24 protein-coding genes and 1 pseudogene are annotated in these 26,194 nt (G+C 34.5%); 3 read left to right on the top strand and 22 right to left on the bottom strand.

The window, feature by feature from the left end; genetic code table 11:
* Positions 1–13 precede the first annotated feature (13 nt).
* From CD003_RS05865 to CD003_RS05825, 9 genes are all read right to left on the bottom strand, one after another.
* The gene (locus CD003_RS05865; protein ID WP_218838246.1) at positions 14–988 is read right to left on the bottom strand and encodes an NAD(P)H-quinone oxidoreductase; all 975 of its coding nucleotides are present in this window, start codon (positions 986–988) and stop codon (positions 14–16) included.
* A gap of 110 nt (positions 989–1,098) precedes the next feature.
* Entirely contained in the window at positions 1,099–2,838 is a 1,740-nt protein-coding gene (locus CD003_RS05860) for a thiamine pyrophosphate-binding protein (RefSeq protein ID WP_096200102.1), read from the bottom strand.
* An 18-nt stretch (positions 2,839–2,856) separates the two neighbouring features.
* The gene (locus tag CD003_RS05855) at positions 2,857–3,621 is read right to left on the bottom strand and encodes an IclR family transcriptional regulator (protein WP_096200100.1); all 765 of its coding nucleotides are present in this window, start codon (positions 3,619–3,621) and stop codon (positions 2,857–2,859) included.
* A gap of 23 nt (positions 3,622–3,644) precedes the next feature.
* Positions 3,645–4,160 (bottom strand): TRAP transporter small permease, encoded by a 516-nt coding sequence (locus tag CD003_RS05850; RefSeq protein ID WP_096200098.1) that lies wholly within the window; start codon positions 4,158–4,160, stop codon positions 3,645–3,647.
* A gap of 25 nt (positions 4,161–4,185) precedes the next feature.
* Positions 4,186–5,496: a TRAP transporter large permease gene (locus tag CD003_RS05845; protein WP_096200096.1), complete on the bottom strand. Its 1,311-nt coding sequence runs from the start codon at positions 5,494–5,496 to the stop codon at positions 4,186–4,188.
* Positions 5,497–5,550: 54 nt separating this feature from the next.
* Positions 5,551–6,714 carry a TRAP transporter substrate-binding protein gene (locus CD003_RS05840; protein WP_096200094.1) on the bottom strand — a complete coding sequence of 388 codons (1,164 nt, stop codon included), beginning with the start codon at positions 6,712–6,714 and terminating at the stop codon, positions 5,551–5,553.
* A 20-nt stretch (positions 6,715–6,734) separates the two neighbouring features.
* Entirely contained in the window at positions 6,735–7,736 is a 1,002-nt protein-coding gene (locus CD003_RS05835) for a zinc-dependent alcohol dehydrogenase (protein WP_096200092.1), read from the bottom strand.
* A gap of 28 nt (positions 7,737–7,764) precedes the next feature.
* On the bottom strand, positions 7,765–8,565 hold the full coding sequence (locus CD003_RS05830; RefSeq protein WP_096200090.1) for an SDR family NAD(P)-dependent oxidoreductase: 801 nt from the start codon (positions 8,563–8,565) through the stop codon (positions 7,765–7,767).
* 23 nt (positions 8,566–8,588) lie between these two features.
* On the bottom strand, positions 8,589–10,304 hold the full coding sequence (locus CD003_RS05825) for an acetolactate synthase catalytic subunit (protein WP_096200088.1): 1,716 nt from the start codon (positions 10,302–10,304) through the stop codon (positions 8,589–8,591).
* A gap of 716 nt (positions 10,305–11,020) precedes the next feature.
* Between CD003_RS05825 and CD003_RS05820 the strand changes: the two genes are divergently transcribed.
* Positions 11,021–11,542: a hypothetical protein gene (locus CD003_RS05820; RefSeq protein WP_096200086.1), complete on the top strand. Its 522-nt coding sequence runs from the start codon at positions 11,021–11,023 to the stop codon at positions 11,540–11,542.
* A 365-nt stretch (positions 11,543–11,907) separates the two neighbouring features.
* Here CD003_RS05820 and CD003_RS05815 read toward each other — a convergent pair whose 3' ends face one another.
* The gene (locus CD003_RS05815) at positions 11,908–12,825 is read right to left on the bottom strand and encodes a proline dehydrogenase (RefSeq protein WP_257008206.1); all 918 of its coding nucleotides are present in this window, start codon (positions 12,823–12,825) and stop codon (positions 11,908–11,910) included.
* 353 nt (positions 12,826–13,178) lie between these two features.
* Between CD003_RS05815 and CD003_RS05810 the strand changes: the two genes are divergently transcribed.
* Together CD003_RS05810 and pruA are read left to right on the top strand one after the other, a co-directional pair.
* Positions 13,179–14,753 carry a sigma-54 interaction domain-containing protein gene (locus CD003_RS05810; protein ID WP_257008205.1) on the top strand — a complete coding sequence of 525 codons (1,575 nt, stop codon included), beginning with the start codon at positions 13,179–13,181 and terminating at the stop codon, positions 14,751–14,753.
* Positions 14,754–15,067: 314 nt separating this feature from the next.
* On the top strand, positions 15,068–16,699 hold the full coding sequence (pruA, locus tag CD003_RS05805) for an L-glutamate gamma-semialdehyde dehydrogenase (protein ID WP_096200084.1): 1,632 nt from the start codon (positions 15,068–15,070) through the stop codon (positions 16,697–16,699).
* Between the two features lie 94 nt (positions 16,700–16,793).
* Here the strand turns inward: pruA and CD003_RS05800 are convergent, their stop codons facing one another.
* The 12 genes and pseudogenes from CD003_RS05800 to CD003_RS05750 form a co-directional block, all read right to left on the bottom strand.
* Positions 16,794–16,976 (bottom strand): YvrJ family protein, encoded by a 183-nt coding sequence (locus CD003_RS05800; RefSeq protein ID WP_096200082.1) that lies wholly within the window; start codon positions 16,974–16,976, stop codon positions 16,794–16,796.
* 250 nt (positions 16,977–17,226) lie between these two features.
* Complete coding sequence (locus CD003_RS05795) at positions 17,227–17,400, bottom strand: DUF2922 domain-containing protein (protein WP_096200080.1); 174 nt, start codon at positions 17,398–17,400, stop codon at positions 17,227–17,229.
* Positions 17,401–17,888: 488 nt separating this feature from the next.
* Complete coding sequence (locus tag CD003_RS22550; protein ID WP_096200079.1) at positions 17,889–17,996, bottom strand: type II toxin-antitoxin system RelE family toxin; 108 nt, start codon at positions 17,994–17,996, stop codon at positions 17,889–17,891.
* 8 nt (positions 17,997–18,004) lie between these two features.
* Positions 18,005–18,157, bottom strand: a complete 153-nt coding sequence (locus CD003_RS21760; protein WP_179295451.1) for a type II toxin-antitoxin system RelE family toxin — start codon at positions 18,155–18,157, stop codon at positions 18,005–18,007.
* Positions 18,141–18,371, bottom strand: a complete 231-nt coding sequence (locus tag CD003_RS05785) for a hypothetical protein (RefSeq protein ID WP_096200077.1) — start codon at positions 18,369–18,371, stop codon at positions 18,141–18,143. The genes CD003_RS21760 and CD003_RS05785 overlap by 17 nt, the downstream gene beginning before the upstream one ends.
* A 319-nt stretch (positions 18,372–18,690) precedes the next feature.
* On the bottom strand, positions 18,691–20,331 hold the full coding sequence (locus CD003_RS05780; RefSeq protein ID WP_179295450.1) for an AAA domain-containing protein: 1,641 nt from the start codon (positions 20,329–20,331) through the stop codon (positions 18,691–18,693).
* Positions 20,332–20,443: 112 nt separating this feature from the next.
* Entirely contained in the window at positions 20,444–20,932 is a 489-nt protein-coding gene (locus CD003_RS05775; RefSeq protein WP_096200074.1) for a DUF7004 family protein, read from the bottom strand.
* Positions 20,933–21,534: 602 nt separating this feature from the next.
* Positions 21,535–21,942, bottom strand: a complete 408-nt coding sequence (locus CD003_RS05770) for a DNA/RNA helicase domain-containing protein (protein WP_142302849.1) — start codon at positions 21,940–21,942, stop codon at positions 21,535–21,537.
* 450 nt (positions 21,943–22,392) lie between these two features.
* Positions 22,393–23,397, bottom strand: a complete 1,005-nt coding sequence (locus tag CD003_RS05765) for a DUF3231 family protein (RefSeq protein ID WP_096200070.1) — start codon at positions 23,395–23,397, stop codon at positions 22,393–22,395.
* Between the two features lie 299 nt (positions 23,398–23,696).
* On the bottom strand, positions 23,697–23,831 hold the full coding sequence (locus CD003_RS22200; RefSeq protein WP_096200069.1) for a hypothetical protein: 135 nt from the start codon (positions 23,829–23,831) through the stop codon (positions 23,697–23,699).
* Between the two features lie 187 nt (positions 23,832–24,018).
* A pseudogene (locus tag CD003_RS22435) lies at positions 24,019–24,500 on the bottom strand (CBO0543 family protein).
* A gap of 97 nt (positions 24,501–24,597) precedes the next feature.
* Positions 24,598–25,608 carry a DUF3231 family protein gene (locus tag CD003_RS05750; RefSeq protein WP_096200067.1) on the bottom strand — a complete coding sequence of 337 codons (1,011 nt, stop codon included), beginning with the start codon at positions 25,606–25,608 and terminating at the stop codon, positions 24,598–24,600.
* Between the last annotated feature and the right edge of the window lie 586 nt (positions 25,609–26,194).

Here is a 26,194-nt window from a genome sequence, read left to right as displayed (position 1 = left end):
CCCCTCCAACATTTTAATCAATTTGTAAAATCAATTTACCAATATTTTTATTTAATTTCATATGCTCATGCGCTTTCTCAACATCTTTCCAGCTAAATACTTTATCTATTACAGTTCTTAATCTATCATTTTCAAATCTGTCCTTTGAGAATTGTTCAAAATCTTGCGTTAATTGAATTTTAAAGTCAGCAGATTTTGATCTTAATGTTGATCCGATTAGATTAATATTTTTCTGAAGAATTATACCCAAATCAAAGTTTTCAATTTTACTATCACCAAGCAAACCTAATAAGACCCACCTTCCTCCTTTACAGATAGATTGGCTATTTTTTTCCCAATAAGAAGCACCAATAAAATCTAATAGGACATGAACACCCTCACCAGTAATTTCTAAAACCTTCTTAGAAAAGTCTTGTAACTTATAATTAATCACGTAGTCTGCACCCAGTTCTTTACATTTATCTAATTTTTCTTGTGAGCCAGCTGTAACAATCGTTTTTGCTCCTAGTTCTTTAGCAATTTGAATAGCTGCAGTACCTACACCACTTGCTCCAGCATGAATTAAAACAAATTCATCTTTTTTCACATTGGCTACAAGCTTTAAATTTAAATAAGCTGTAAGAAATGCCTCTGGTATTGAAGCAGCTTCTTCATACGTCATACCTTCGGGAATTTTCATTGCACTTTTTGCGTGTATGACGACATTTTCAGCATATCCACCGCCTGGTAATAATGAGAATACTCTATCCCCAACCTTTAAATCTTCTACTCTGTTTCCGACTTCTATAATAAACCCAGACATTTCTAACCCTAAAATTTCACTTTCGCCTTTAGGAGGAGGATAAAGGCCCATTCTTTGATATATATCAGCCCTATTAATAGCAGTAGCTACTACTTTTACTTTAATTTCATGTTCTTTTATATCCAGATTATCTACCTCGTCAATATATAAACCTGAAGTTTCCTCATTCACCACTACAGCTTTCATGGAAACACCCTTTCTCATAATTAATTATTTCATTAATCTTTCATACAGTTAGAAACACAAACATATATCCCTCCTATACGTACCTACTTAGGAGGGATTTAAAATCTTATCTAGTCCTCTAAAGAGGTTGCTAAATCATACATTACTTTTTGGTAACTTTCCTTATCAGTTGTACGAACGTCAATTACTGCAGGCTTACCAGATGAAAATGCTTTTTCCAATGTTGACTGTATATCATTTGGATTTTCCACTTTATATCCTAAGCAACCCATAGATTTCGCCATTTCTGCAAAATTAGTTTCCTTGAATTCTGATGCTATTAATCGATCCCCTTGCGCATTTTTAACCCATCCTAAAGCTGAATTATTCATTACAACTGTTACTATTGGAATGTTATATTGCACTGCCGTGATTAAACCATTCATTGTCATTGCAAATCCCCCATCACCCGCGATTGCCATGACCTTTTTATTTGGATTTACTAATTTCGTTGCTAATGCAGAAGGAACTGCATAACCCATCCCTCCTGCAGAACCAGGTAATATTATGCTACCAGGAGCTTTCGATTTAAAATAATGAACCGTATATACCCTATTTTCTCCTGCATCAAGAGTGATCATTGTATCTTCATCAATAAAATCATTAATCTCTTTCAATAGTCTTTGAGGTTTTATTGGCTTCTCATCTGAATTCATTTCTTCTGCATACATAAAATTCATTTCATCTTTCATGTTTGTTATTCTATCCATTCTTTTTTTGACCGTATCCACATCCATTTTAACTTCATCACTTAACAACGTAATCATATCTGATAGTATATTCTTTGCATCTCCAACAATCGGGATGTCGATTGGGAAAGTCCAACTAGTATGTTTAGGTTCTATGTCAATTTGGATTAACGTTTGTCGCTCAGGGTCGATTAACTCTTTTGCATGATTACATGTATCTGTTGGCGCTAATTTAGAACCAATAACCAAAATGACATCTGATTCTGATAAAAGTTTATTCCCAACTTCTTGTCCCCAGTTTCCAATAACTCCAACTGAATTTGGATGCGTTTCTTTAATAGCACTTTTTCCTTGTGCGGTTGTTCCTACTGGAGCACCTAATAATTCAGCAATCTTTTGAAGTTCTTCATATCCATTAGAAACCTTAACACCACTACCAGCAATTATAAATGGATTGTGAGCATTTTTTAACTTCACTAATGCGTTGCTTAACAAGTTTTTATCTTGCGTATTATATTGATTTACAAAATATTTTTTTGTATTATAGATACTAGGAGAGGCATTTGGATTTACTTTTCCATTAATAGCTGAACTATGAAACACAATAGCTGCTGGACCTCTATTTCCTTCTATCGCATGTTTAATAGCTAATTGTACACTTTGAACTGCTTGTGCTGGATTATGAACAACAGTTGAATATTTCATAGTAGCTTCCATCACTTTTTTAACATCATAGCCACCGTATTCGCCAGTACCTACTTGGTATGAACCATGATGAGAATATGGTGCATTATCAGTCATGTCTGTTAATATTAACATTGGTGAACTTCCTTGGATCGCTTCAAGAGGTCCCATTAAACCATTTGTAATGGTCCATGCACCTTGTGCAGTAAACACACCTGGCTTACCTGTTAACCTACCATAGATTTCTGCCATTATACTTGCAATCTGTTCGTGTCTTACTAGAATTGGCTTTACCGAAGAATCATATATTGCATCATATAATTCACCCATGTAACCTCCTGGCATCCCAAAAAGATATTCAATTTCTGATTCCTCAAGTACTTTTACAACAGCTTCCATTGTATTCATTTCATTTGTAATGGTAGATTTTTCAGTCAAATTCAACACTCCTCGTTATTAATATGTGAGATTACTACCTATTTTTCTTGCTGCATCTAACAATCCATTAATATAATTTTCCTTATTATTCTTATCATACCTTGAAGAAGCCATGACCATTGTTAATACCGCTTTACATTCATTATTAAAGTCAAACACAGGAACGGATACCCCCACTACTCCATTTACATGTTCACTTTCAGTTATACAATAGCCTTGTTCTAAAATTTCTTTAATAGATTTTTTTAATTCTTTTATATTTGTAATTGAATTTTCTGTATAACGTTTCAACTTTAATTTCTTTAAATAAGCTTCTTGTTTATTTACCTCCATACTTTCTAGAAAATAAGCTAGATGTGTTTTTCCTGCAGTACCTGTAGGCATATGATAAACAGTTCCTATGTTTTCACTCCATTTTAAATGTGAAGTACTATCTTTCTTTTCAATAATAATAACTTTTTCATCTTCATAAACTTCACTTAAATATACGGACTCGTTATATTTTGTTACTAGTTCATTTATTACAGGTCTAGCAATATCCCTTATTTCCTTATTTATCATTCGATAAAGTCTTAGTATATTTCCCGAGCACAGAACGTAACACTTGTTATCCCTTTGTTCAATAAACCCTAACTCTCTCAAAGTATTAACAATTCTGTATGCTGAAGAAATATTAATCTCTATTAAATTGGCCATTTCCGAAACAGAGAGTTCTTTATAAACGGAAAATAACATCAGTAACTTTAACGTTTTTTCTGACACTGCACTATTATTTTTATTCATTGCAATAACATTCTTTCATAATATTAATCAACTTCCTTGTTTTGAATTGGATTATCATCTTTATTTTTCACAGATTTAATAAATTTCAACAATATCAATAAACTCATATAAGCAAAAGATATAAAGATCAAGAAGTTAATATGATAAAGTGGAAAGTTTATACCATTCGTTCTAAAGCCCATACCATTATCGAAAGAGTAAATCGTAAACTGATACATATAGTAACTGATAAATAAAAATGTTATTAATTCAACCATAATTATTGAACTATTTATAAAACGCTTTATTTTAAGAGATTTTATTTTTTCTACAAAGGCATCAACACGTGGAAGTATTCCACTTTTATACGAATAACCAAGCGTGGCAAATACAGTAATAGGCATTAGATAGTTCTCAACAATCTCATATGCTGTTGGTATAGAAAAATTCAGAACATATCTAGTAAAAACGCCAGCTGTTATTAATATCATTAACCCCGCTAATCCTATACTACCAATCACCAATGATAACTGGTCAATTCTTTTCATGACTCGACTCATTATTAATCACCTCTTCTCTTCTACTTTAATTCATAGAGCTTGGTAACCAAGTAATCAATTGAGGGAATAATAGTAGGATAGCGGAAACTACTACACTTATCACAATTGCATACAATAAGGTATAATTAAATATTTTGTTAGAAGGTATGCCTGTTACCCCAGAAACTGCGTACGTACTTATACCAACAGGAGGTGTCATTAGACCAGCTGTACCGACCACTGAAATTAAAATCCCAAATTCTAATGCAGAAAAACCAACAGTTTCAACTAACGGTAATGTAATTGGTACTAACATTACAATTGCTGCTGCTCCTTCTAAGAACATGAACGCTACAAAAAAGACTGCTAAAAGGATTAATATTATCAATATCGGTGATTCAGTTAATGGTCCTAATGATTCAATCAATTTCTGTGGTATCTGAGACAAGGTAACAAATCTAGTAAAAATGGTTGCCCCTACCATAATCATCATAACCATAGTTGTAATTTTCAATGTTTCTCTAAATGAGTTTATTAAGAACTTCATATTTACTTTTTTTAGAATAAAAGCAGCGATTAGTGTAATGAACGCTCCTACACCACCTGCTTCTGTTGGTGTGAAAATTCCTAAATATATCCCCCCGAATATAGAGAGTATTATTAAAATACCTGTAATAGCTGATACTACATAATTTTTTGTAGAGTACCTTGTAGTATTATGATTACTTTGAATTTCTCCAATATTCTTAGATTCTTTCTTAAAGATTATGACTACAATAATAGAAATTACAGCTAAAGTTATAATGCCTGGAATAAGTATTCCTATAAATAAACTACTAATTGAAGTTTGGGTAATAGCACCATAGATAATCAGACCAATTGACGGCGGAATAATGGTTGCTAGCGACCCAGCAGCTGCTGCAATTGATGCAGCAAATGTTTGATTATACCCATGCTTCTTTAATTCAGGAACAGCAAATTGCCCTAATGCTGCAGACATGGCTGATGCTGAACCAGATACTGCCCCTAAAAATCCACCTAAAATTACTGTAAATACGCCTAATATTGAGGACTTTCCTCTTGATATGATAAATATTAATGAATACAAATATTTCACGATATCTGCATGCACAATAAATTGAGACATCAATACAAATAAAGGTATAGTAGTTAGAGTATAACTAGCGACTGTAGAGAACGTATCTATTTGTATTAGGTTAATTACAGGGGCAATACCAACTATTAAATATATTCCAATAGCCCCAGTTAGAATTAATACTGAACTAATATGCAGCCCGGCTAAAAGTGTTAAAGTAAATATAGCTATTACTATTATTAATGCAATAGTACTATCCATGTATACTCCCCTCCTTGTTGTATAAATAAAGGGGGAATCCCCCCTTTATTTAAATTAATCTACTGTTAATTCTTTAACAACATCCGGTACATCCCCACCAGCTTGTAAAACTGCATCTCTCCACCTAATAGCGGCTTCTGTTGCAGGTTCACCGTCACGTTCTAACGATTCAATCCATTCAAGCCACGTTTCACCAACCGCTTCATCTACCTTATTTTGAATTTCTTGTGGTAAATCACTTAACTCTTCAAGTACACCACCATTAGCAAAGAAATCATCTAAGATTGATGCTTCAAGATCATCTTGAACTTGTTTGAACTCTGGATTATGTCTCAAGTTTGGTACTTCAATAGCTGCAAGAGAAATGATTTCCTGAATATCTTCAGGTAAAGATTCGAATCTATCTTTTGTCATCGCAAAACTAGAAGGCCAAGAACCTGCTTCAATCCCTTCAATTACATAAGTGAAGACCTCTTCAAAACCGTAACTAGTCCAGTCAGTAATTGGGGTAAATCCAGCATCTAGTGTACCTCTATTAAATGCATCGTAGGTTTCATTAATTGAAATTCTCGCAGGAGAAGCTCCTAATTTTCTAGCAAAGGTTTCGTGTACACTACTAGGAACCCTAACCTGTAATGATTGCAGTTCACTTAAACTTCTTATTGGCTCTCCAACAGTTCCTATAGTATAAGATCTGCCTGGAGCATATGGCCATGCAACTAAGCCTTGGTCTCCATATACCCGTTCCATATGCGTTTTCCCATCACTATAAGGTTCATCATTTTGAATGAAAATAGATACAGCCTCAGAGTATATTTCCGGTGATGATTTTGTTAGTGGTAATAAAGGAATTTCTGAAAAAGGGAATCTAGCTGTATCATACACATCATACATTGGAACTGCGATATCAATAGTTCCAGATCTTAGTGCTTCTAACTCTTCACCTGCTCGAACTAAAGATTCAGAATCGTAAAGTTGAAATTCTACTCTTCCATTAGATTCTTCTTCAATTCTTTCTAAAAAAGGAAGAATGACATTTTGCATGCTGAAATGTCTAGTTGGTAAATTAGTAGCGGCCTTTAATACAATTGTTTCTTCACTATTCGTATTTGCCCCTGAATCTCCCTCACTGTTATTAGAATCTCCACCATTACCACAAGCAACTAGGAAGATTGATAGTAATAATGCCGATAAAGTTAATTTATAGAACTTTTTCATGCTTTTTCCTCCATTCCAAACTAAATTTTTAATACAGGTTTTAATACTTTTTGGTTTAGTGCGTCATCAAACGCTTGTTTACCATCATCTAAAGAATAGATTCGAATAAGTTTTCCTATATTACTTTGATTGTTTTGCAAAACATCAATTGCACTATAGAAATCTTTAATTGTAGATGCATAACTTGAAAGTACATTTATTTCGCTTCTTACTATCAAATTCATTGGTAATTCTACTTTTTGTTCATAAAGTGCAACCAAAATTAGTATTCCACCTTTATTTAATCGTTCTGCTGCATTTTCAGTAGCAATGGAAGACCCTGAACACTCATAAATATAATCAAATTTCTCATGGTTATTTTCATTATTTTCGAAAATTTCTGACTTTATATCAAACAACTCGGCAAGGCTCAGTCGATGTTCCCAATCTTTTTGCAAGCCTGAAATAGTTACATCAGCACCTATATTTTTTGCGATTATGGCTGTAAACATCCCAATAATGCCACACCCTTGGACGAGTACTTTCTTACCCTTTAGATCTCCGCCAATTTGCTCTACTGCATGTATTGCAACAGAAAGTGGTTCTGCTAATGACGCAATTTCGAAGGGTAATTCATCAGGTATCATGATAATTTGATTTGATGCCACTTTGACATATTCAGCCATTCCCCCGTCATGATGTAGCCCAATACCAACAATATTTAAACAAATATTTTCCTTACCGCTTTTACATTGCTCACATTCCCCACAAAAATTCCCTGGCACAATAATTACCCGTTTTTTCAGTAATTGTTTATTTTCTTCTGATCCTACTTCAACTACTAAGCCGGAAAATTCATGTCCCAAAATTATAGGTTTCGGTACAAATTCATACCCTTTAGCATGACTAGCAGCATGTAGGTCACTTCCACATATTCCACAATACTCTACTTTGATTAACAGCTCATCTCTACTAAGTTTAGGGATGTCTCTATTTTCAATTCTAAATTCGTTTCTTACTTCAGTTTTAACTAATGCTTTCATCTTTTCCACCTTCTTTACATACTTGTAACTACTTAACTAATCCACCAGTTACATCAATGACTGTTCCAGTTACATAATCAGATAAATTAGTAGCTAAAAATTCAATAACATTAGCACAATCTTCAGGTGTTCCTAGACGCTTCAAAGCAGTTTCTTTCGTAAAATTCTCAACTCCTCCTTTTTCAAATTGTTCCATAAGTCTTCCTGTACCAATATAACCGGGCGCTATTGCATTGACTGTAATATTATAAGGACCTAAATCCTGTGCTAAATATTTTGTATAAGAAATAATTCCAGCTTTAGAAGCACCATAGTGTGAATAAGTCCCACCTTCGTTTGACTTAATACCTGCTACAGAAGTGACTGTGATTATTTTCCCGTACCTATTCCTCTTCATATTCTCAGCAACTGCTTTAACACTATATATCGTTCCATATAAGTTTCTTTCCATTACGACTTTTAATTGTTCTGAATCAACGGTAGATGCAGCGTTTTCACTTACTGCGCCCGTACCACCTCCTGCATTTGCTATTAAAATATCAATTTCACCTAAATTCTCAGTTATTTTTTTAATAGCATTTGTAACTTTCTCTTCATTGGAGATATCCGCTTCGACACCAATAGAATTTACTCCTAGGTTTCTAATTTCCTCTACAACAGTGTCACATTCTTCATCTATCTTTTCTTTTTTAAAATGCTTATAAGAATGTAAGTCAATATCTATGATGCCTACATCTGCTCCTAAAGATGCTAATCTTAGAGCATATTCCCTTCCGATTCCTCTAGCTGCACCCGTGACTAGTGCAACTTTCCCTGCAAGTTTCTTCATAAAACGCATCAACTCCTTTATTGTTAATAATCAGTTTTTTCTACTAAACTATCCATAATACTGATTGGTGGAATATTATCGGGGTCAGAAAGTACATCAATCAATACACTACCATTATGATCAAAAGCCTCATCTAGCACCCTATTAATATCTTTTACATCATCCACCTTAATACTCTTAACACCAACAGCCTCTGCAACCTTTGTATGGTCAACAAACGAAAATTCACACACATCTGTATACCGACCATATAAAACTGTTTCTCCTAACTTCTGATATCCTAAAATTCCATTATTAATTACAGCAAGCACAATATTTATTCCCAATCTCTTACAAGTCTCTAATTCACTCCACACGTGGCCAAAACCACCGTCTCCCGCTAAACAAAAAACCTTTCTATTAGGGTTACCAACTTTAGCACCCATAGCCATTGGCAATCCCCATCCTAATCCAGCCAACCCTCTCGGAAAAATAAATTTTCTTTGATTAGTAGCTTGAATATAATTAGCATTCCAAACTGAAGAAATACTAGCATCCGCTACAACAATATGGTCATCACTTAATCTTTTATTTACTTCATTGAGAAACTTTTCAATTTTTATCGAACCACTATCACACGAGACTATATTAGACATGATTTCAATATGTTTGTTTCTACTTACTTGTATTTCCTCTTCAATAAGGCTTCTATTTTGCAATCTTTTTTCAATACCTTTTTCCATAAGACATTCTTTTAATGATTTCAACGTTAGCTTCGCATCACCAACTAACCTTAACGCCTCATAGTTACGTCCTATTTCTGTCGGATCAATATCGACATGTATATATTTGGAGTTTTCTGGAAGTAAAGTCCATGAATCTGTTCCATTTTGATTCGTTCGATTCCCAACCAAAAGTACTACATCAGCGTTTTGAACCATTGATTTTAACTGCGCACTAATTCCTCTTTTTCCCATATAATACCCTATTGGACCGATACTCAAAGGATGATTTTCGTCTATTGAACCTTTTCCCATTGTTGTGGTAGCAACCGGAATTGCACATTCTTCTTGTAATTCTCGTAGCTCTTCTAATGCACCTGAAGAGACAACCCCTCCGCCTGCATATATAATTGGATTTTCAGCCTTAGAAATAATTTCCGCAGCGCTTTCAACTTTTTGTTGGTCGGCTACTGTTCTATCAAGCGGAAAATGTCCTGAATTAGCAATTCTTTTTGTATTAATTAAATATTGTGACGTGTCATTAATAATATCTTTTGGACACAATAACACTACTGGGCCAGGTCTCCCACTGGCTGCAATTGTAAAAGCTCTATCAACAAAATCTTCAATTTTTTCTTGAATAGGGATCCTTTTCACCCATTTAGATACACCTTTAAACAACTCCACGTGGTCTAATTCTTGGAAAGCGTTTTTCTCCTCATGGCCTCTTTCAATTTCTTCAACAATCGCTACTACTGGATAAGATGACTTTAAACTCTCGGCTAAACCAGCAACTATTAATGTAGCAGCAGGGCCATTTTGCGCGGTAACAACTGGAACTTTATTTGTAGTCATTGCGTAACCCTGCGCCATAAATGATCCCGCATTCTCCTGGCGATAACCAATTTGCTTAATGCCAATATCATTGCAAGCTAATGTAACACTCGGCGGGTTACTTTGGCCGAAAATATATTCTACCCCGTTTCTCTTTAAAGCAAGTGCAATTCTCATTGCATTTGTTGCCTTTTTCTCAGACATATAAATCCCCCTAATTTAAATTTGTAAGTGCTTTCAAAAAAGATTTAATTACACTACTTTTCAATAATTGAAATACTTTTTCATTATTGATATTTAAATTTATTAGTCTCTAAGCTTAATTATTCTATTAATTTAAAATATTTTGATACTTTATGGTCTTTTTTGGAAAGTACTATGCGGCTTCAGGTAAACGAAAGTTTTACTATTGTAAAATAACCTTCAAACTGGTAAACGTAAAGGAGAATTGGAAGCGCTTTAATGGGGTAAATTTAACTTTTAAAATGGTAGATTGAGCTATGGTATGTGGTCACAATTAGTTTTCGTAATCAAAATCTTCTCAAAACGATTCCACTCAACAAAAAAAAGGACTTCCAAACCAAATTGTTCGAAAGCCTTAAAACTTAGATTTATTACTATTTTGAGAAGTAAGTTGCACGACGTTTTTTTGCACGCTCTTTGATTTACCTTTTAATATTAAGAAACTAGGAATAAGCAATTTGTGAATTGCCTTACTTTATTGTGCCTTTTAAAAATAGAATACCTAATTAATCAGCTTTTGATGTGACGTCAGTTTGTAATATTTTATTTAATTCGGGTCTAACTTCTTCTATAACCTTACAAATTTTCAATAAAACAGCCAACCAATTAATTCTTAATTCATGATAGGATAGCCTTCATGAAGGTAACACATATTCTTCTTAGGAGGTCGACATATATTGAAAAAAATAACAGCTATTATTCTTACTGGTGTACTGACTATGGTAATAGGCTCACCTGTGTTCGCGAATAATTCAAGCAACGGAAATCACTTCGGATGGGAGATTGGCAAACACAATCCTCACAATTCCGAGGCCACTGCTAAAAACAATGGGAATCGTAATGGGTGGGAGAATGGTAAACATAACCCCCATTTGGCCAAAGTCACACCTCCAGAAGTTGACACTGATATAACTGATAATACTGTTTCAGAGGAAGAGCTTAAAACAATTGTAAATGCTTTAAACAATTCAGAGTTAAACCAGATTTCACCAGTCAACGCACGTTACGAAAACGGGTGGATTAAAATGGATAACATCAATTTCAACTTGGTCATCTATGACACACAAATGTCAATCGTGAAACGTGTATTAGACAACTACAACGTCAAAATTGTTGACTATGCCGTTGAGAATGTCCAATCAGAGTATCCTGGTACACTAAGATGGGGGACAGTACTTATTAAAGTTGATAGAAAATAGGGTAAGTAGTAAAGGAGCGCAATGTCCTCCTTTACATGTTAGAACAAAATACACAGGTTGACATATTATATAGTTTCCTAAGCAATTTAGCTAAAAGAGGCAATCCTACAATGGATTGCCTCTTTTAGCTTAAGAAAATTTATATCGAATTACAAACCTTTATTTTCGCCAAAAAGTTGAACATTCTACTTTATCCCGAATATTAATTTAAACATTCCTCAAGCAATTCATAGCTTAGTGGCCCATTCCACCGAATTTGAAACAAACCTTTGAATGCTGTAGATTTACTTTCTCTAACTTGGCTTCTTCTTTTATAGATAGTCTCATTTTATCACCTCGAGTGATTACAAAGCATTTTTGATTGTCTATTTTGAAAGTAAACCTCTTAATGCAAACGCCACATTTTGCGGACGTTCAGCCATGCGTCTCATAAAATATCCAAACCAATCTTGTCCAAATGGTACATAAACACGCATAGTGTACCCTTTTTTTGCTAATTCTTGTTGTAAATCAGTCCTAAAGCCGTAAAGCATCTGAAATTCAAATTGACTGTTTTCGATTTGGTTCTCTTTTACAAACGTTATTACTTTTTCAATAATCTGATGATCATGTGTTGCAATCGCCGTATAACTCCCACTTATTAAATGGTTTTTGATGATGTTTAAATAATTTTCATCAATTTTGGCTTTGTCTTGAAAAGCTACTTCGGGTGATTCTTTATACGCACCTTTTACTAGTCTTAACGAAATACCGTTTAGGTTATTAATATCTTCTTCCGCTCTCTTTAAATAAGCTTGTATAACCGTTCCAACATTGTCATAATCTTTTCTTAATTCTTTTAAAATATCCAATGTCTGCTGGCAGTGTGAATAATCCTCCATATCAATTCTTACAAAGTTGTTATACTGTTTGGCAGTGCCAACAATTCGTCGCATATTTTCCAAACAAAATTCTTCACTAATATCTAAACCAAGCTGTGTCATTTTGAGCGATAGATTGCAGTCAACACCTGATGATGCAATCGAATTTAATGTCTTAATACAATATTCCGTCGCTTCTAGTGCTTCTTCCTTACTGTCTACAAACTCCCCTAAATGGTCAAGTGTACACGTTAATCCTAGTTTATTTAATTCGTTTACTCTAGCAATTGCGCTCTCGATATTTTTTCCTGCTACTACTTGAGATGCCCCTATTTTCAATCCCCATTTTTTTGCAGCGACATTCATTGCTTTATTCTGTGAAAGGAATATAAAAAAGATTTTCATTGGTTGATGTAAAATCATTTTGACCACTCCCGTATTCAGCATAGTTTTTCTTACTACCCTTCTATATGCAAAACCCATGCCAATTTGTTTTTTAAGGTTGCGCAGTGATTTATTAAATAAAACTGCCTATTTATCCACACATATTTGTTCAATAAATGTCCATTTTAGACACATTTGTAAACGTTTTCAAAAGAATAACAGTCATGCTAAACAATCCTGACTATTTTAACTTTCAAACTACTAAATAGCCGTCTAATAAAGAAAAAGAAAAATATATACAATTTTTAGTCAATTCCGTCTATAATTGATTCAATATAGACATATATGTAAACTTTTTTACAGAATTTAAATTTTGTTGGGAGGTATTCAATTTGCAACACGATATAACTCTTGAATCAATAGCACTGCCATGGAAAAACGAACTAGATATTAAAAAAATGGAGATATACAGTCCTACTAATCTTTTATCAGACATTAACAATATCGAAGAAGGTAGAAATATTGTTTTAAAAGGGGCAAATGATGAAGTTTGCGGATGGATTCCTTATTCAACATTTATGAGAGAGGTTTTCAAACAGTGGAAACTAACAAAAGCTTATTATAATGCTTTTCTTAACTCAGTTGAAGCTGCTGTTACAACTGTTGATTATAAAGGAAATATCACATATTTAAATCATAACGCTGAAGAAATGTATGGGCTTTCACTAAACAAGGTTTATGGCCAGTCTATTACAAAGTTTTTTGAAAAAGAGGCCATTGTTTTAATGTCTACGATGAAAGAACGACAAGAAGTTACAAACAAATACAACCAGCCTCACCCTAATGTTCATGTGTTAATTAATACAGCTCCTGTCTATGTTGGTAAAGAAGTTGTTGGAGGAATATCTATTGAAAGAGATATTACGGAGATAGTTAAATTGAATGATGAGTTGTCTTCAACGACCGCCTATTTACACGATTTAGAAAGCACAAATCAAAGCCAACAAAATCTTTCTCCTTTTAATAAAATTAAAGGCAGAAGTCCTGTTTTAAAAGAGGCTATTAATCTAGCAAATAAAGTAGCCAAAACAGATGCTCCGGTATTAATTACTGGGGAAAGCGGGGTTGGAAAGGAATTGTTTGCTGAGGGAATTCATAATGCAGGAAAACGCTCTAACCATCCCTTTGTTGCAATTAACTGTGGTGCCATCCCTGCTGCACTTTTTGAAAGCGAGCTTTTCGGGTATGAACAAGGAGCCTTTACCGGAGCGGTTAAAGGTGGAAAAAAAGGGAAATTTGATGCTGCAAAAGGAGGTACAATCTTCCTTGATGAGATTGGGGAAATGCCTCTTGAATTACAAGTTAAGTTATTACGTGTATTACAAGAAAAGCATTATTATCGCGTTAGTGGAAATGAAGCAATCCCTACCGACGTACGGATATTAGCAGCTACCAATCGAGATCTAGAAAAGATGATCGATGAAGGAAGTTTCCGGGAGGATTTATATTACCGTTTAAATGTCATTTCAATATCTATTCCCCCGTTACGAGATCGTATCGAAGACATCCCTGAATTAATTCAATTATTTTTAAAGGAATTCTCTCTTAGATACACGATGCCGATTCCTGAAATCGACCCAGAAGTTATGTATACTTTCCTTCAACACCCTTGGCAAGGAAATATCCGGCAGCTTCGTAATATTATCGAACGCATGATCATTTTAGCAAGTGATAACGAAGTGATTAAGCCTCATCATCTTCCTAAGAATTTTGTTAAGGAAAATAATCCTCCTACTCTTAACATGCAATTCGAAGAAATAAAGAAACATAGTAGTCAGAGTAAAGATGAGATTCAGTATGCATTACAAAAAACATTTGGAAATAAAGCAGCCGCAGCGAAGTTATTAGGTATTTCAAGAGCCACTTTATATAACAAACTTAAGAAGTATGATTTAAAGATAGATTAGGTGAGAACGACCAGTTCTCACCTTTTTCTGTTCCTGTTGTGTTCACAGTTCTTTAAGGAGGTCTGAAATCATTTAAACATAGTAGTAATTGCAAATGCTTTCTCTAACTTCTAAGAAAAACGGCTTTTTGACCATCATTTATACAAAAGTGTAAATAGGTGAACACTTTTGTAAATCAATTGTACAAAAACACAATTCAGTAATTTTGATGAAAAGGTGTTTTAAAACACTTTAGTCCCTTTTTCCTTTTTGGCACAAATATTGCATTGTATATAAGTGTATACAGATAAACTACACGGAAGGAATGTGATAGTATGAGTAACGGAATTTTCAAAATCCCAACACCGAAAAACGAGCCTGGCAATACATATGCTCCAGGTACCAAAGAGAGAGAAACATTAAAGGCAGAATTAAAGCGCCAATCTGATAACGTAGTCGATATCCCTGTAATTATTAATGGAGAAAATATTAAGACAGATATAGTGAAACAAGTGGTTATGCCTCATGATCATCAACATGTTTTGGCAAATTTTTCTCAAGCTGGAGAAAAAGAGTTGCGTGATGCTGTAGAAGCAGCAATGGCTGTAAAAGAGTCATGGGCAAATATGCCATGGGAACACCGGGCATCCATTTTCTTAAAAGCTGCTGATTTAATCTCTGGTCCATACCGTGACGTAATCAATGCTGCCACGATGTTAGGACAATCCAAAACAGCTTATCAAACTGAAATTGACGCTGCACAAGAATTAGCAGATTTCTTACGTTTTGGCGTTGATTATGCTAATCAAATCTATCAGATTCAACCGGATAGTATGAAGAATATTTGGAATCGTTTAGAATACCGACCACTAGATGGTTTTGTATTAGCAATTTCTCCATTTAACTTCACAGCAATTGGTGGAAATTTACCATCAGCTCCTGCAATAATGGGGAACGTAGTCGTTTGGAAACCAGCAACAACTGCTTTATTATCAAACTACTACTTTATGCGTATTTTAGAAGAAGCAGGATTACCAAAAGGCGTAATCAATTTCGTACCTTCTCGTGGTTCACAAGTATCCGAAGTAGTATTAACAGACCCTAGAATGTCTGGATTCCACTTTACTGGATCAACAAGTACGTTCCAAACAATTTGGAAAGCAGTAGGAGAAAACATTACAAACTATAAATCATATCCTCGTTTGGTTGGGGAAACTGGTGGAAAAGACTTTGTATTTGCTCACGAAACTGCACAAGCAGACAAGGTAGTAGCCGGTCTTGTTCGTGGTGCGTTTGAATACCAAGGTCAAAAATGTTCAGCAGCCTCTCGCGCTTATATCCCTTCAAGCATGTGGGAAGAAGTAAAAGCTGGTGTAGTGGAAGAAACTGCTAAGCTAAAAGTAGGCGACATCCAAGATTTTACAAACTTCATGGGTGCGGTCATTGATAAAGCAGCTTTTGATTCAATCACAAGCTACATCGACTATGCTGCAGCTTCTGAAGAAACAGAAATTATTGCTGGTGGTTCTTATGATGATTCTGTTGGATATTTTGTTCAACCGACAATCATTGTGACAACAAATCCAAACTTCAAAACAATGACAGAAGAAATTTTCGGACCAGTATTAACGATTTATGTCTATGAAAATGATAAATTAGAAGAAACATTGACTGCAGTAGATACAGCGTCTATGTATGCATTAACAGGCGCAATCTTCGCACAAGATCGTCAAGCAATTATGCACTTAGAACGCCGATTATCTGGTGCAGCTGGAAACTTCTATATCAATGATAAACCTACTGGCGCAGTGATTAATCAACAACCATTTGGCGGTTCTCGTGGTTCTGGTACAAACGATAAAGCAGGTTCTGTATTTAACATGATTCGTTGGACTAGTCCTCGTATAATCAAAGAAAACTTTGCTCCAACTACTGAAATAGCATATCCATTTATGGATGCAGAATAATTTAAGATGTAAAAAAGAGGTTGAGATGTTTTGTTAACAGGTTCAGTTTTGGGAGGAAAATGTGAATTTATTTATATGTATAAAAAATAGAAGCTCAAATTGAGCTTCTATTTCCATGAATGAGCTTTGGGTTGTGATCATTACTCGTATTCACTTGCTTTGCAAGTTCTGAAATTGTACGAGAAAGGTGCTCTAGCTTGCTTTCAATTCTATTAAGCAAGTAGAACGTTACTAGAATTGGAAAGCTTACTTCTGCCACCATCGTAATCCAGTCCATGCGTATCCCTCCTTTTAAAGTAAAATATGATTTTGGTTTTACTTGAAGCAATGAGCGTAGCCACTACCTTGTTTTGAGTCTAACAACAGTGATTTTCTGTTGTTAGACGTGTAGTGCGCGAAGCCATTGCACTTCGTTGATTAAGCTATTTTCTGGTAGTAAAAAAGAGAAGACATTATGCCTTCTCTCTCGCTTGCATTATGTCTTTATTAAGCCATTGGTAGCTCGATCACATCAACGTTACGTTCTGTTAAACGAGCTCGATCGATACTAACGATACCTTCATTGAAGATATCTTCAGCCACAATTTATCCATCGCAGCTTTAACTGTTACAGGATCAACAGGTTCTGCTGGGTTGACGATGTTAAATGTTCGTTTACTTCCTCCCATTGTGTTGAAGACGAGTTGTAATACTTTACTCAACCGAAACGCCTCCTTTCTTTAGTATTTTCATTTACTAGCAATGGCTTCACTGCTCATTGCCTCTGAACTAGTTTCAAATCGCTTTGAAGCTAATTCTTAATAAAAAGCGCTTAACTGGTTAGACTGAATCTTATCCTATTAATCAAAAAGTCAAAGTGCACAATAAAAAAGCACCCCGAATGGATGCTCCTTAGTCACGACTTGAATGATAGTTTCCTTCACATTGTTCTGAACAGAATGAAGTTCCTCCTGCTACTGGCTTATCTTCGCAACTTACACATATTTCATTTTGCATTTCAATATCCCCCTCCTATCATTCTTAGTTGAATATATGAAAGGGAGTAAATATTATTCCATTCTTCACTAGTTATTCTATCGACAAACCGAAAAGCACCCACCAAAATGATGAGAGCTTTTCCGACTTTTGCTTCAGAATATGACAATAACACATTTGTCTATAGCTATAATGCCATTTAAATTTTTTAATATTATTTATAAATGTCACCACGGGGACCTATTTTCAAGACGATAATCAGTAATCTTTCATTTTCCACTCGATAAATTAATCGTAAATCACCCACACGTACTCTATACATATCATAGGCTAGACCTTGAAGGGTTTTACATTTGGTACTAGAAAAGGATTTTCCTTTAAAGCATCAATAACAGTTACTAGCTTTTCTTGTTTTTTACGGTCTAATTTGGAGAAATATTTAAGTGCTTCTTTAGAAAATTGAACGTTATAGTTGGAAGTCACGCTTGATCTCCTCCCAGTCTATAACTTCTCCATCATCAACTTGACGATTGATTTGTTCTAACTCAGCCAACTCCTTGTCAGAGATATCAGAATCATCATCACTAATTTGCATATCTTCATCAGCTAAGCGTCTTAGTAAATGATGAACCATAGGCAAGTCTTTTGATGGCAATTTATCAATAAGACGGTATAAATCCTCTTTCCGTACAGCCATGACCCTACCCCTCCTTTTTTGTTACCTATTCTACATATATTTTAGCATAACACAGTCCGTGTGAGTAATAGTTCATAAACGTATAAACGCTATCGTTTAGAAGCTGTAAACCAAGCAGCCTTATTCTTTGTCGCTCGACCACCATTAACTGAGTATGTAAATGTGATTCCTTGTTGATTAAGGTTCTGTACGATTGGTTTTAGGCCTTCTTTTTCTAGTACCCATAAATCACCACCTTTAGAGCGCTTATCGATGACTTCAAATCCTTGACTCTTTAGATAAGATTCTAGCGTTGGGGTCTTATCACTGTTTCTATTTTCTACTTCTTTCCAGCCTTCGTTGGATTTATAGCAGTTTCACTACGTTCTTCAAATAACGAGAGTTGCTCAGGTTCACCAGTATCAAATAACTCCATTTGATTATACATTTGTTTCATTTTACTTTGATTGGATGTTTTCTCGGTTTTAGTTTCTTCTCTCTTATTGATGTTCTCATCTGTAGATTCAACTATTTCTTCTTCCTTATCATCAAATAATGTAGCATGACTCGTTGAATCAGACGTTATATCTTCAATTACTTCTTCATCTTGTTGGTCATTGTCGTTTTCTATAGGTGAAATTCCATAAAGGTCTATCGTCTTCCAAAGTGAAAGTAGCGCCTTTTCCGGATTACTATAATATTCACTACCTCGAACTCTCCAGAACTTCCAACCGCTTCTCTCTAACATTCTTTGACGATTCACTTCGTATTCATATCGCTCTGGTCCATGCCAGTGGTCTCCGTCACATTCAACTGCTAATCTTCCTGAACTTCCTTCAACAATAAAATCAATTCGAAAGCCAGCGACTTCGTGTTGAGGAACGACTTTATAACCCTTAGAAACAATTTGATCATAGACATCTTCTTCAAATTTACTCTCGTATTTTTCGCGATTAGTATCCATGATTTCTTTTGTTGGGTTTTGACAGTAAGAGATTAATTCGAAGCGTAAACATGATTTATTTCTAAAATCATTAACAGTAGGCGTATGGAATAACCATAATTGGTCTTTCGCTCGACTAGCTGCAACATTGAACCGGCGTCTATCTTTATCAGACGTAAGTGCTCTCATTGCCGTTTCACCAGGTGCTGCAACTAAGCTCAAGAAGATCACGTCTCTTTCGTCACCTTGAAAAGCGTAAGCATCACCACAAATTAAATTTCTTCGGTCCATCTCTTCAGTTCCAATTACATTTATTAATTGGCGTCGAACTTCTTGCGCCTGACCGTCTCCTTGAAGGCTAATCACCCCAATAGATTTTCCATCATAGATAGGATCGTTTATACAATTCTTGATTTGTGCAACAATCGCTTCTGCTTCTGGACGATTTAATACTTTCTGACCTGAGCCTTCACGATAACCATTTAGTATATGTTGTGTCTTTATTGGTTCAAGTCTGTTAGGTGGATATTGTCGTAACGGAATTAATGATGTATTCGAGTAACTAATTTTATTTGAAAACTCGATGATTTCTGGCATACAGCGAAAATGCTCTCTTAATGTAATTCTTCCGCCAATCAACACATTTGCTAAATCAAAGAATGATGTATCACCATCTAACATGTCTGAAATGTTGAAATCAAATAAATACTGTTTACGTAAAAAGTCTACACCTTCCCTATTTAAGCCTACATACTCAGGACTAATCTGCTTGTCGTCACCTACAACAATTAATTTTTTTGCTAGATACTTTAAAATGACTGCCTCCGGACCAGATTGACTTGCTTCATCGATAATCACCACATCAAATAGGTTGGGTTTCATTTCAAACGTATCAAAGACACGATATAACGGGAGTATCCATGCTGGAATCGCATCACGACAAAAATTCATATGATACTGGGCATCGCGGAGGTGCTTAGGAGCGTGCTTTCCTGTCCTCTTCCCCGCTTTTCTCATCGACGTTGACCAGGCAATCAAGTGTTGACGTTGTCCTTCAGTCATAGAATCGAGTGTAGTACACCATGTGCCGGTATGTTTAAAGCAAAAAACACCAGACTAGGATATCGAGTCTGGTGTTTTTGTAACGGAATTAACGTTGTAAGTCTCTTTCATCGCATAGTATAGCTAAATCTTCCCAGTCCTTCCCCTTACTGAAATTACAAGCATTCTCAATTGAGAATCCTTCAAATAGGATTTGGTAAGCAGCCAACCCTTTTACTCTTCTCCCTAATTTAGTTCTAGTTCTTCCAAAAAATCTATTCTCTTCAGCTAACATCACAGCATAAAATGTACCAAATAACTCCTCTACATCTCCTGCATCTGTGCCATAGGTAGTCGATATATCAGGAATAAGCTGTTCAAATATAGTGTTATCTATTTCATCTGTTGTTGAATTGTAAAGCGTCATAAAATCCTGATATACTTTATCAACCCTATGTTTCTGCGCGAGGTCAAATAACTTTTGAAAATACTCTTTATCAAAGGGGGCCCTACCATTAATATAAATACACCATTCGTCAAATTTTCCTCTTTCCTTAGAAATAACTGTACCACTTTCATATTTCTTTAATGTGGTCATAAACAGTCTCCTCCTCTAATATCACAAATGTATATTACTTTTATAGTGTAATAGCTTTATCAAAATTAATATATACTAACTATCATTTTCCCATAAAGTGTCATCGCAGCTTTCTACGAAGAATCCTTTGCCAAATGGTATTTGGCAATTAAACATGCATGCATATCATTTTCCACAATTTATCCAGAGTGTTAATATAAAATGTTTCAGTTAAATTGACCTACACACCCATTTGAAAAATGCAATATTTTACAATTTACGTAATAGGTTTAAGCAAGATGTACTATTCCTTAACGAATGGGGATGAGCCCATTGAAACATATGATTAAGACAAAGATTGACGAAATTTATTATGACTTTTTATCGAATATTAACCAAGAGATTGCTTTATGTATGTTACACGATATGAACTTTTGCAACAATCACCTTCCAGATTATACTCAGCCAATGATTCAGCAGCACTACCTACTCAGATATTAAGAGAAAATCCAAAACAGTTGAAAAACCCATATAATGCTCCGCAATGATTTTTTACTTCTTGCTTTCCAGTTGTTGTAGTTTGCCAATCTGGGAAACGAACAATTTTTACAATATCATCAATATCATTTACGATTCGTTAAACGATAATCGGTGAATTCTTTTCCGTAGCGTAGATAATCATTTTTATATCCATAAAGAGCTTGTACGAACGTCTTATTCTGCAAACTATCTTGAAGGACATCAACAAGTGGACCGTTGCCAGAAAGATAGACTGCTTTATCGATATCATGAGCGAGTGTCAATCCGACAAACGTTTTCCCAGCCCCTGGTACACCGGAGAATAACACGAAATAATGTGTTTGATCCCTTTTAGCGGACTCTACAATCGATTTCACTTCACGTACCACCGTATCAAAATTACTACTCTGAAGCGTCTTAATTTGCGGGAGTTCCTCTTCTCTCATAATCGCACGGGCTGATTCGATAATAGAAGGCAGCGGTTGAAACACACCATTTAAGAATTCCTTCATTTGGATGAGTGGTACATCAGGCGCTTTATTTTTTATCTAAGCGTTTGATTGTATATATGTAAGCAAAGGTTATTGACAATGTTATCTGGACTTGTCTGGATGAATTTTTCGAACGTTCCTTTCCAACCGTAGTTCTTCATGGACATCCCACCTATATTTTTTTGAGGCTAAAATGAAGAGGAATGAGTTAATTATATTGAAGGAACAGTGCCTCGTTTAATTCCACTCTAACATATATATCCAATTTCAATGATAGAAAATTGATTGATTTTGAATAAAATAGTCTTCAGTAATCGGTCAAGATTAACTCTTTTATTACCAAGTAGACGGATAATGTTCACTTAATAATATTTATCCAAAGTTACTTCGTATCTAATGTGGCAAAATACAGGAGGTGGATTATTATTCAATTTAAAAACACTTCCCATAAATAAGAAGTGCCTTAGTTAGTTATTTGTCTTTTGCAATTTTTTTTCTATTTGGAGCAAGTGGTGGTTGCTCTAACCATTTGTTTTTAGTCATCAAATTGAACCACTCTTTTGTAACCATAAGGTTTTTCAATATGATTTTCTCATAAGTCATTACAAGGTCTGTTCGCATGGCTGAAGCTAATCCTGTACCATGATAAGCTTGTGAAATTTGTAATAAGAATCCAATGTGATACAACATTAGCTTGTCTGAAAAAGGAGAATCTTGAGAAGTTGTCACCTCTGATTCCCAAGACATTGGTATTGGTAAATTATCTTGATGCAATATTTTACCTAATGATTGAATCTGCTGGTCCGATGCTTGTTGTGCTGACATTAAAAATTTTCTAACCTCTTTTGATTGTGCCACTTGACTAAAACCAATGGAAAGAGTTTTTTCCATTACCTTCTTTTTCATATTAAATGAAAGAGCAATAATTTCAGTTGCAGCTAAAGGGCGTTGGTCTCCAAAAATGCCATCTAAAAACTGTTGACCTTGGATAAATTCAGGGTTTGCTTCTGGATAAAAATAAGGGTCTCTTTGGAAGTGCCCTTTTTCTAACAGTAATTCAATCGTTTGATGGTACATTTTCTTTCCTTCATCATCACAAGAATCATAAAAATGTCGCAAATCCTTTCTTACAGAAGCACTAAGCGAAGTCATATGACCTAATAAACCATGTAGGGTCATGATGTGCAAATAGTGTAAACAATATATGTCCGAAAATAACCGTTTTGTCCCGTTATTAAGGTCTGAATCAGTAAATCCAATTGGAACTGGAAATTCTTCCTTTTCAAGAAAAGTAGTTATCTGTTTCTTTTGTTTATCGAAAATTTTTATCGCCTGTTCAAAAAGCGACTTTATTTTTTTATCCTCTATAATGGATACCATGTATTTATTTACGATATGAACGGCTGTGCCATTAACATACTCACCCCACAATGTTCCTATTTCGGCTGATGTGAGGTTTATACTTTCCTTATCCACAAAATCACCACCTCTTATTAATAGTTCCCTAAAAATTGGAACTTATGATGAGTGTTTAATTTATGATAATTACACTTTAATGATAAGGATAAAAAAATTTAGTATAAAATCGCATATCTAATGATTCTGCTACTTAAATTTTTAGTAAGGAATGGTTATCTGATGACGAGTTTTTGTCACCGAATCTGAAATTTATGGGATAATAAACTCTATCATCAATTGAAAAAAGAATTTCGAATAAGAAAAACATAGGGAGAAGAGTCTTCCTATGTTTTTCATTCATATTATTTATCTGTTTGTTATTGCTTCTTTTTCAAATACTCCGCACGTATTTTTTCAAGTTGCTGCTTTTTATCAAATTTCGCCGGCGTCTGTTTTTCATGAAACTTTGTCACAGCTACCTTACCTTTGGCATCCAATTGATATTTCCCCACTTTGTTCACCTACTTTTCTTGTCTTTAAAGAGAATCTATTCAACAAATATAATATACCTTATTTTACTGAAGTAAACCTAATTACTTTATTAGTGTACTGCTAACTTTGCATATATCAGTAAAAACAACAACAATAAAACCTAAAATGGTTTAATTGTTGTTTCTTATTTACTAGCTGTATTTCCGCTCACGCTTCTCTAATTTCCTTACTACACCTATTAATATTCTCGTTACAAGGGACTTCATAATAAAACTGAAAAAAAGTATGGTACCAGTACCAACCCTTATTCCATCTAATTAAAGACGTTTTTTTGTCTGCCCATAACTCAATTAGTAACATAGGAACTGCAAACAGAAAAAGTTTATAAATGATAGCAAATGGTTTATCTTTGTACGTCAGTTGATTATAGAGAATTGTGGATATGTAAAAAAATCAAAAGTAATACTTGCCTTAAATAATTTAGGGAATAAACGAACAGGATACTTTACTATATTGAACGATGTAATAATATTGTCAATGATACCGTTCGTCACGGCATTAAATAAGTAAACTAAAACCCAGTCTTTTATTGGTGGTTTCCTAAGAACTATGGGTAAAGACCCTACTATTACAATAATAACTAAGCTCAAAAAATACTGACCAAAAATTTTTTTCCTTTCATGAAGCATTCCACCCTTCATTTGATTAGAATGCTTTAAAATAAAGAAATTATTAATTAGATTAAAAAACACTTGTGGAAATTGCACATCACAAGTGTCTATACTTTTACTTTTTAATTATTTGCTCTCGTTCTTCCATCTGAGGTGGTTCTTCCATCCATCCATTTTTAATCATTATCTTCCCACCCTTATGGGCATATTCAAAGATATCTTTCGTAAAAATCATCATTTTTGCTGGTAAATCATTTCGTAAACTAAAAGCAGTTCCTAATGAGTTGCTTCCCATTGAAAAACTACAAAAAAGACTTGTACAATACATCATAAGTTTATCAGAAAACGGAGCCACCGTTGAGCGAGTAGGATTTCCACCAGATTGCACAGGGATTTGTATATCACTTTGTAATAAGGTTTCGCTCAACTCTTTTATAATACTTTTAGCAAGTTCAGAGCCTTCATTAAAGAAATTTATTACTTCTGTCTCATTTGCACATTGAGCAAAACCTATAATCATTTGCATCCCAGTGAGATTTGATTCAATTGCATGATGGAGATGAGCAACTTCTACCGTATTTAATGGTCGTTTTTCACTAAATGGATTTATAGTGAGTCCGCCTAAATAAGTTGTATCTTTCACAAACTCAACTGATTTTGGCGTTGAAACATAAGGAGGTCGAGCAAGCATCCCTTTTTCGAGTAGATATTGTGTGCAAAGATTATAATACTTTTGAGTAATGGCAGTAAGGTCTTTAAAAATTATTACAATATCTTCTCGATATGACATCGTTATATTCAATGAGTGCAATGCCATGCTAATTTCTTTTACTAACCTGATGAACATAATGTCAAAACCGTTATCGTATAACTTTGGTACACCTTTATTTACATCTTCAGCTGTAAACCCAACTGGTATTACTGCACCTTCATTTTGAAATATTTCTGTTATTTTGCCAACATATAAGTCAATTTCTCCATATAAATCATTCATAATATTTTTAGCTTTTTCATCATCAGCTTTCTCAATAAAATACTCTAACATCCGTAAAATCATTGTTTTCTCTTGATATGTAAGCCACAATGTACCTAGTTCAGATGACGTAAGTGCAGGTTTTTCTGGCATATAGTAGTGTCCCTCCTAAAATTTTTCTTATTTTAGGTTGACCTTGAAATGATTTTTTAATTCAATATTATCTTGTGAATTAATTTCATCTTATTGCACAGTATCCGTCTTTTACGTCACAGACCGATTGTGATATAAGCTATATCGAAAATTAAATCAAAAGGATAACTATTGTATGTAACTTCATTTTTTTCTTAATAAAGGCATTTTTCTAACTTAATATATAGTTACTTACCAATTGCTCTTCAAAACACTCCGTTCTCATCATTTTCTTTTAGTTCTCCTCAGGTTAGTAGCCCTACCCAACTAATATAATCAGTGCTGTTTTTCTTTTTTTTTGATAATAGTAATGGCGAAAAGATAAGTAAAAAGAGCCCAAAAGTTAAGATAGTGCCCCAAAAATCAAACTGCAAAATATTCTCACTCCATTCAGTATGGATTTAAGCTAATTCACCTTATATACAGTATGTTATTTGAACAACATTACTTCTTTAAACTATCCAATAAGGTATATCCAAACACAATGCCCACGATTATTTGAATTGTTGGACTACCAACCAAAATGATATGTGGCACTTTAATAAAG

The organism is Bacillus sp. FJAT-45350, from assembly GCF_002335805.1.
Lineage (GTDB): Bacteria > Bacillota > Bacilli > Bacillales > NISU01 > FJAT-45350.
Note: the sequence above shows the minus strand (reverse complement) of the source record. Positions and strands in the feature narration are given on the sequence as shown.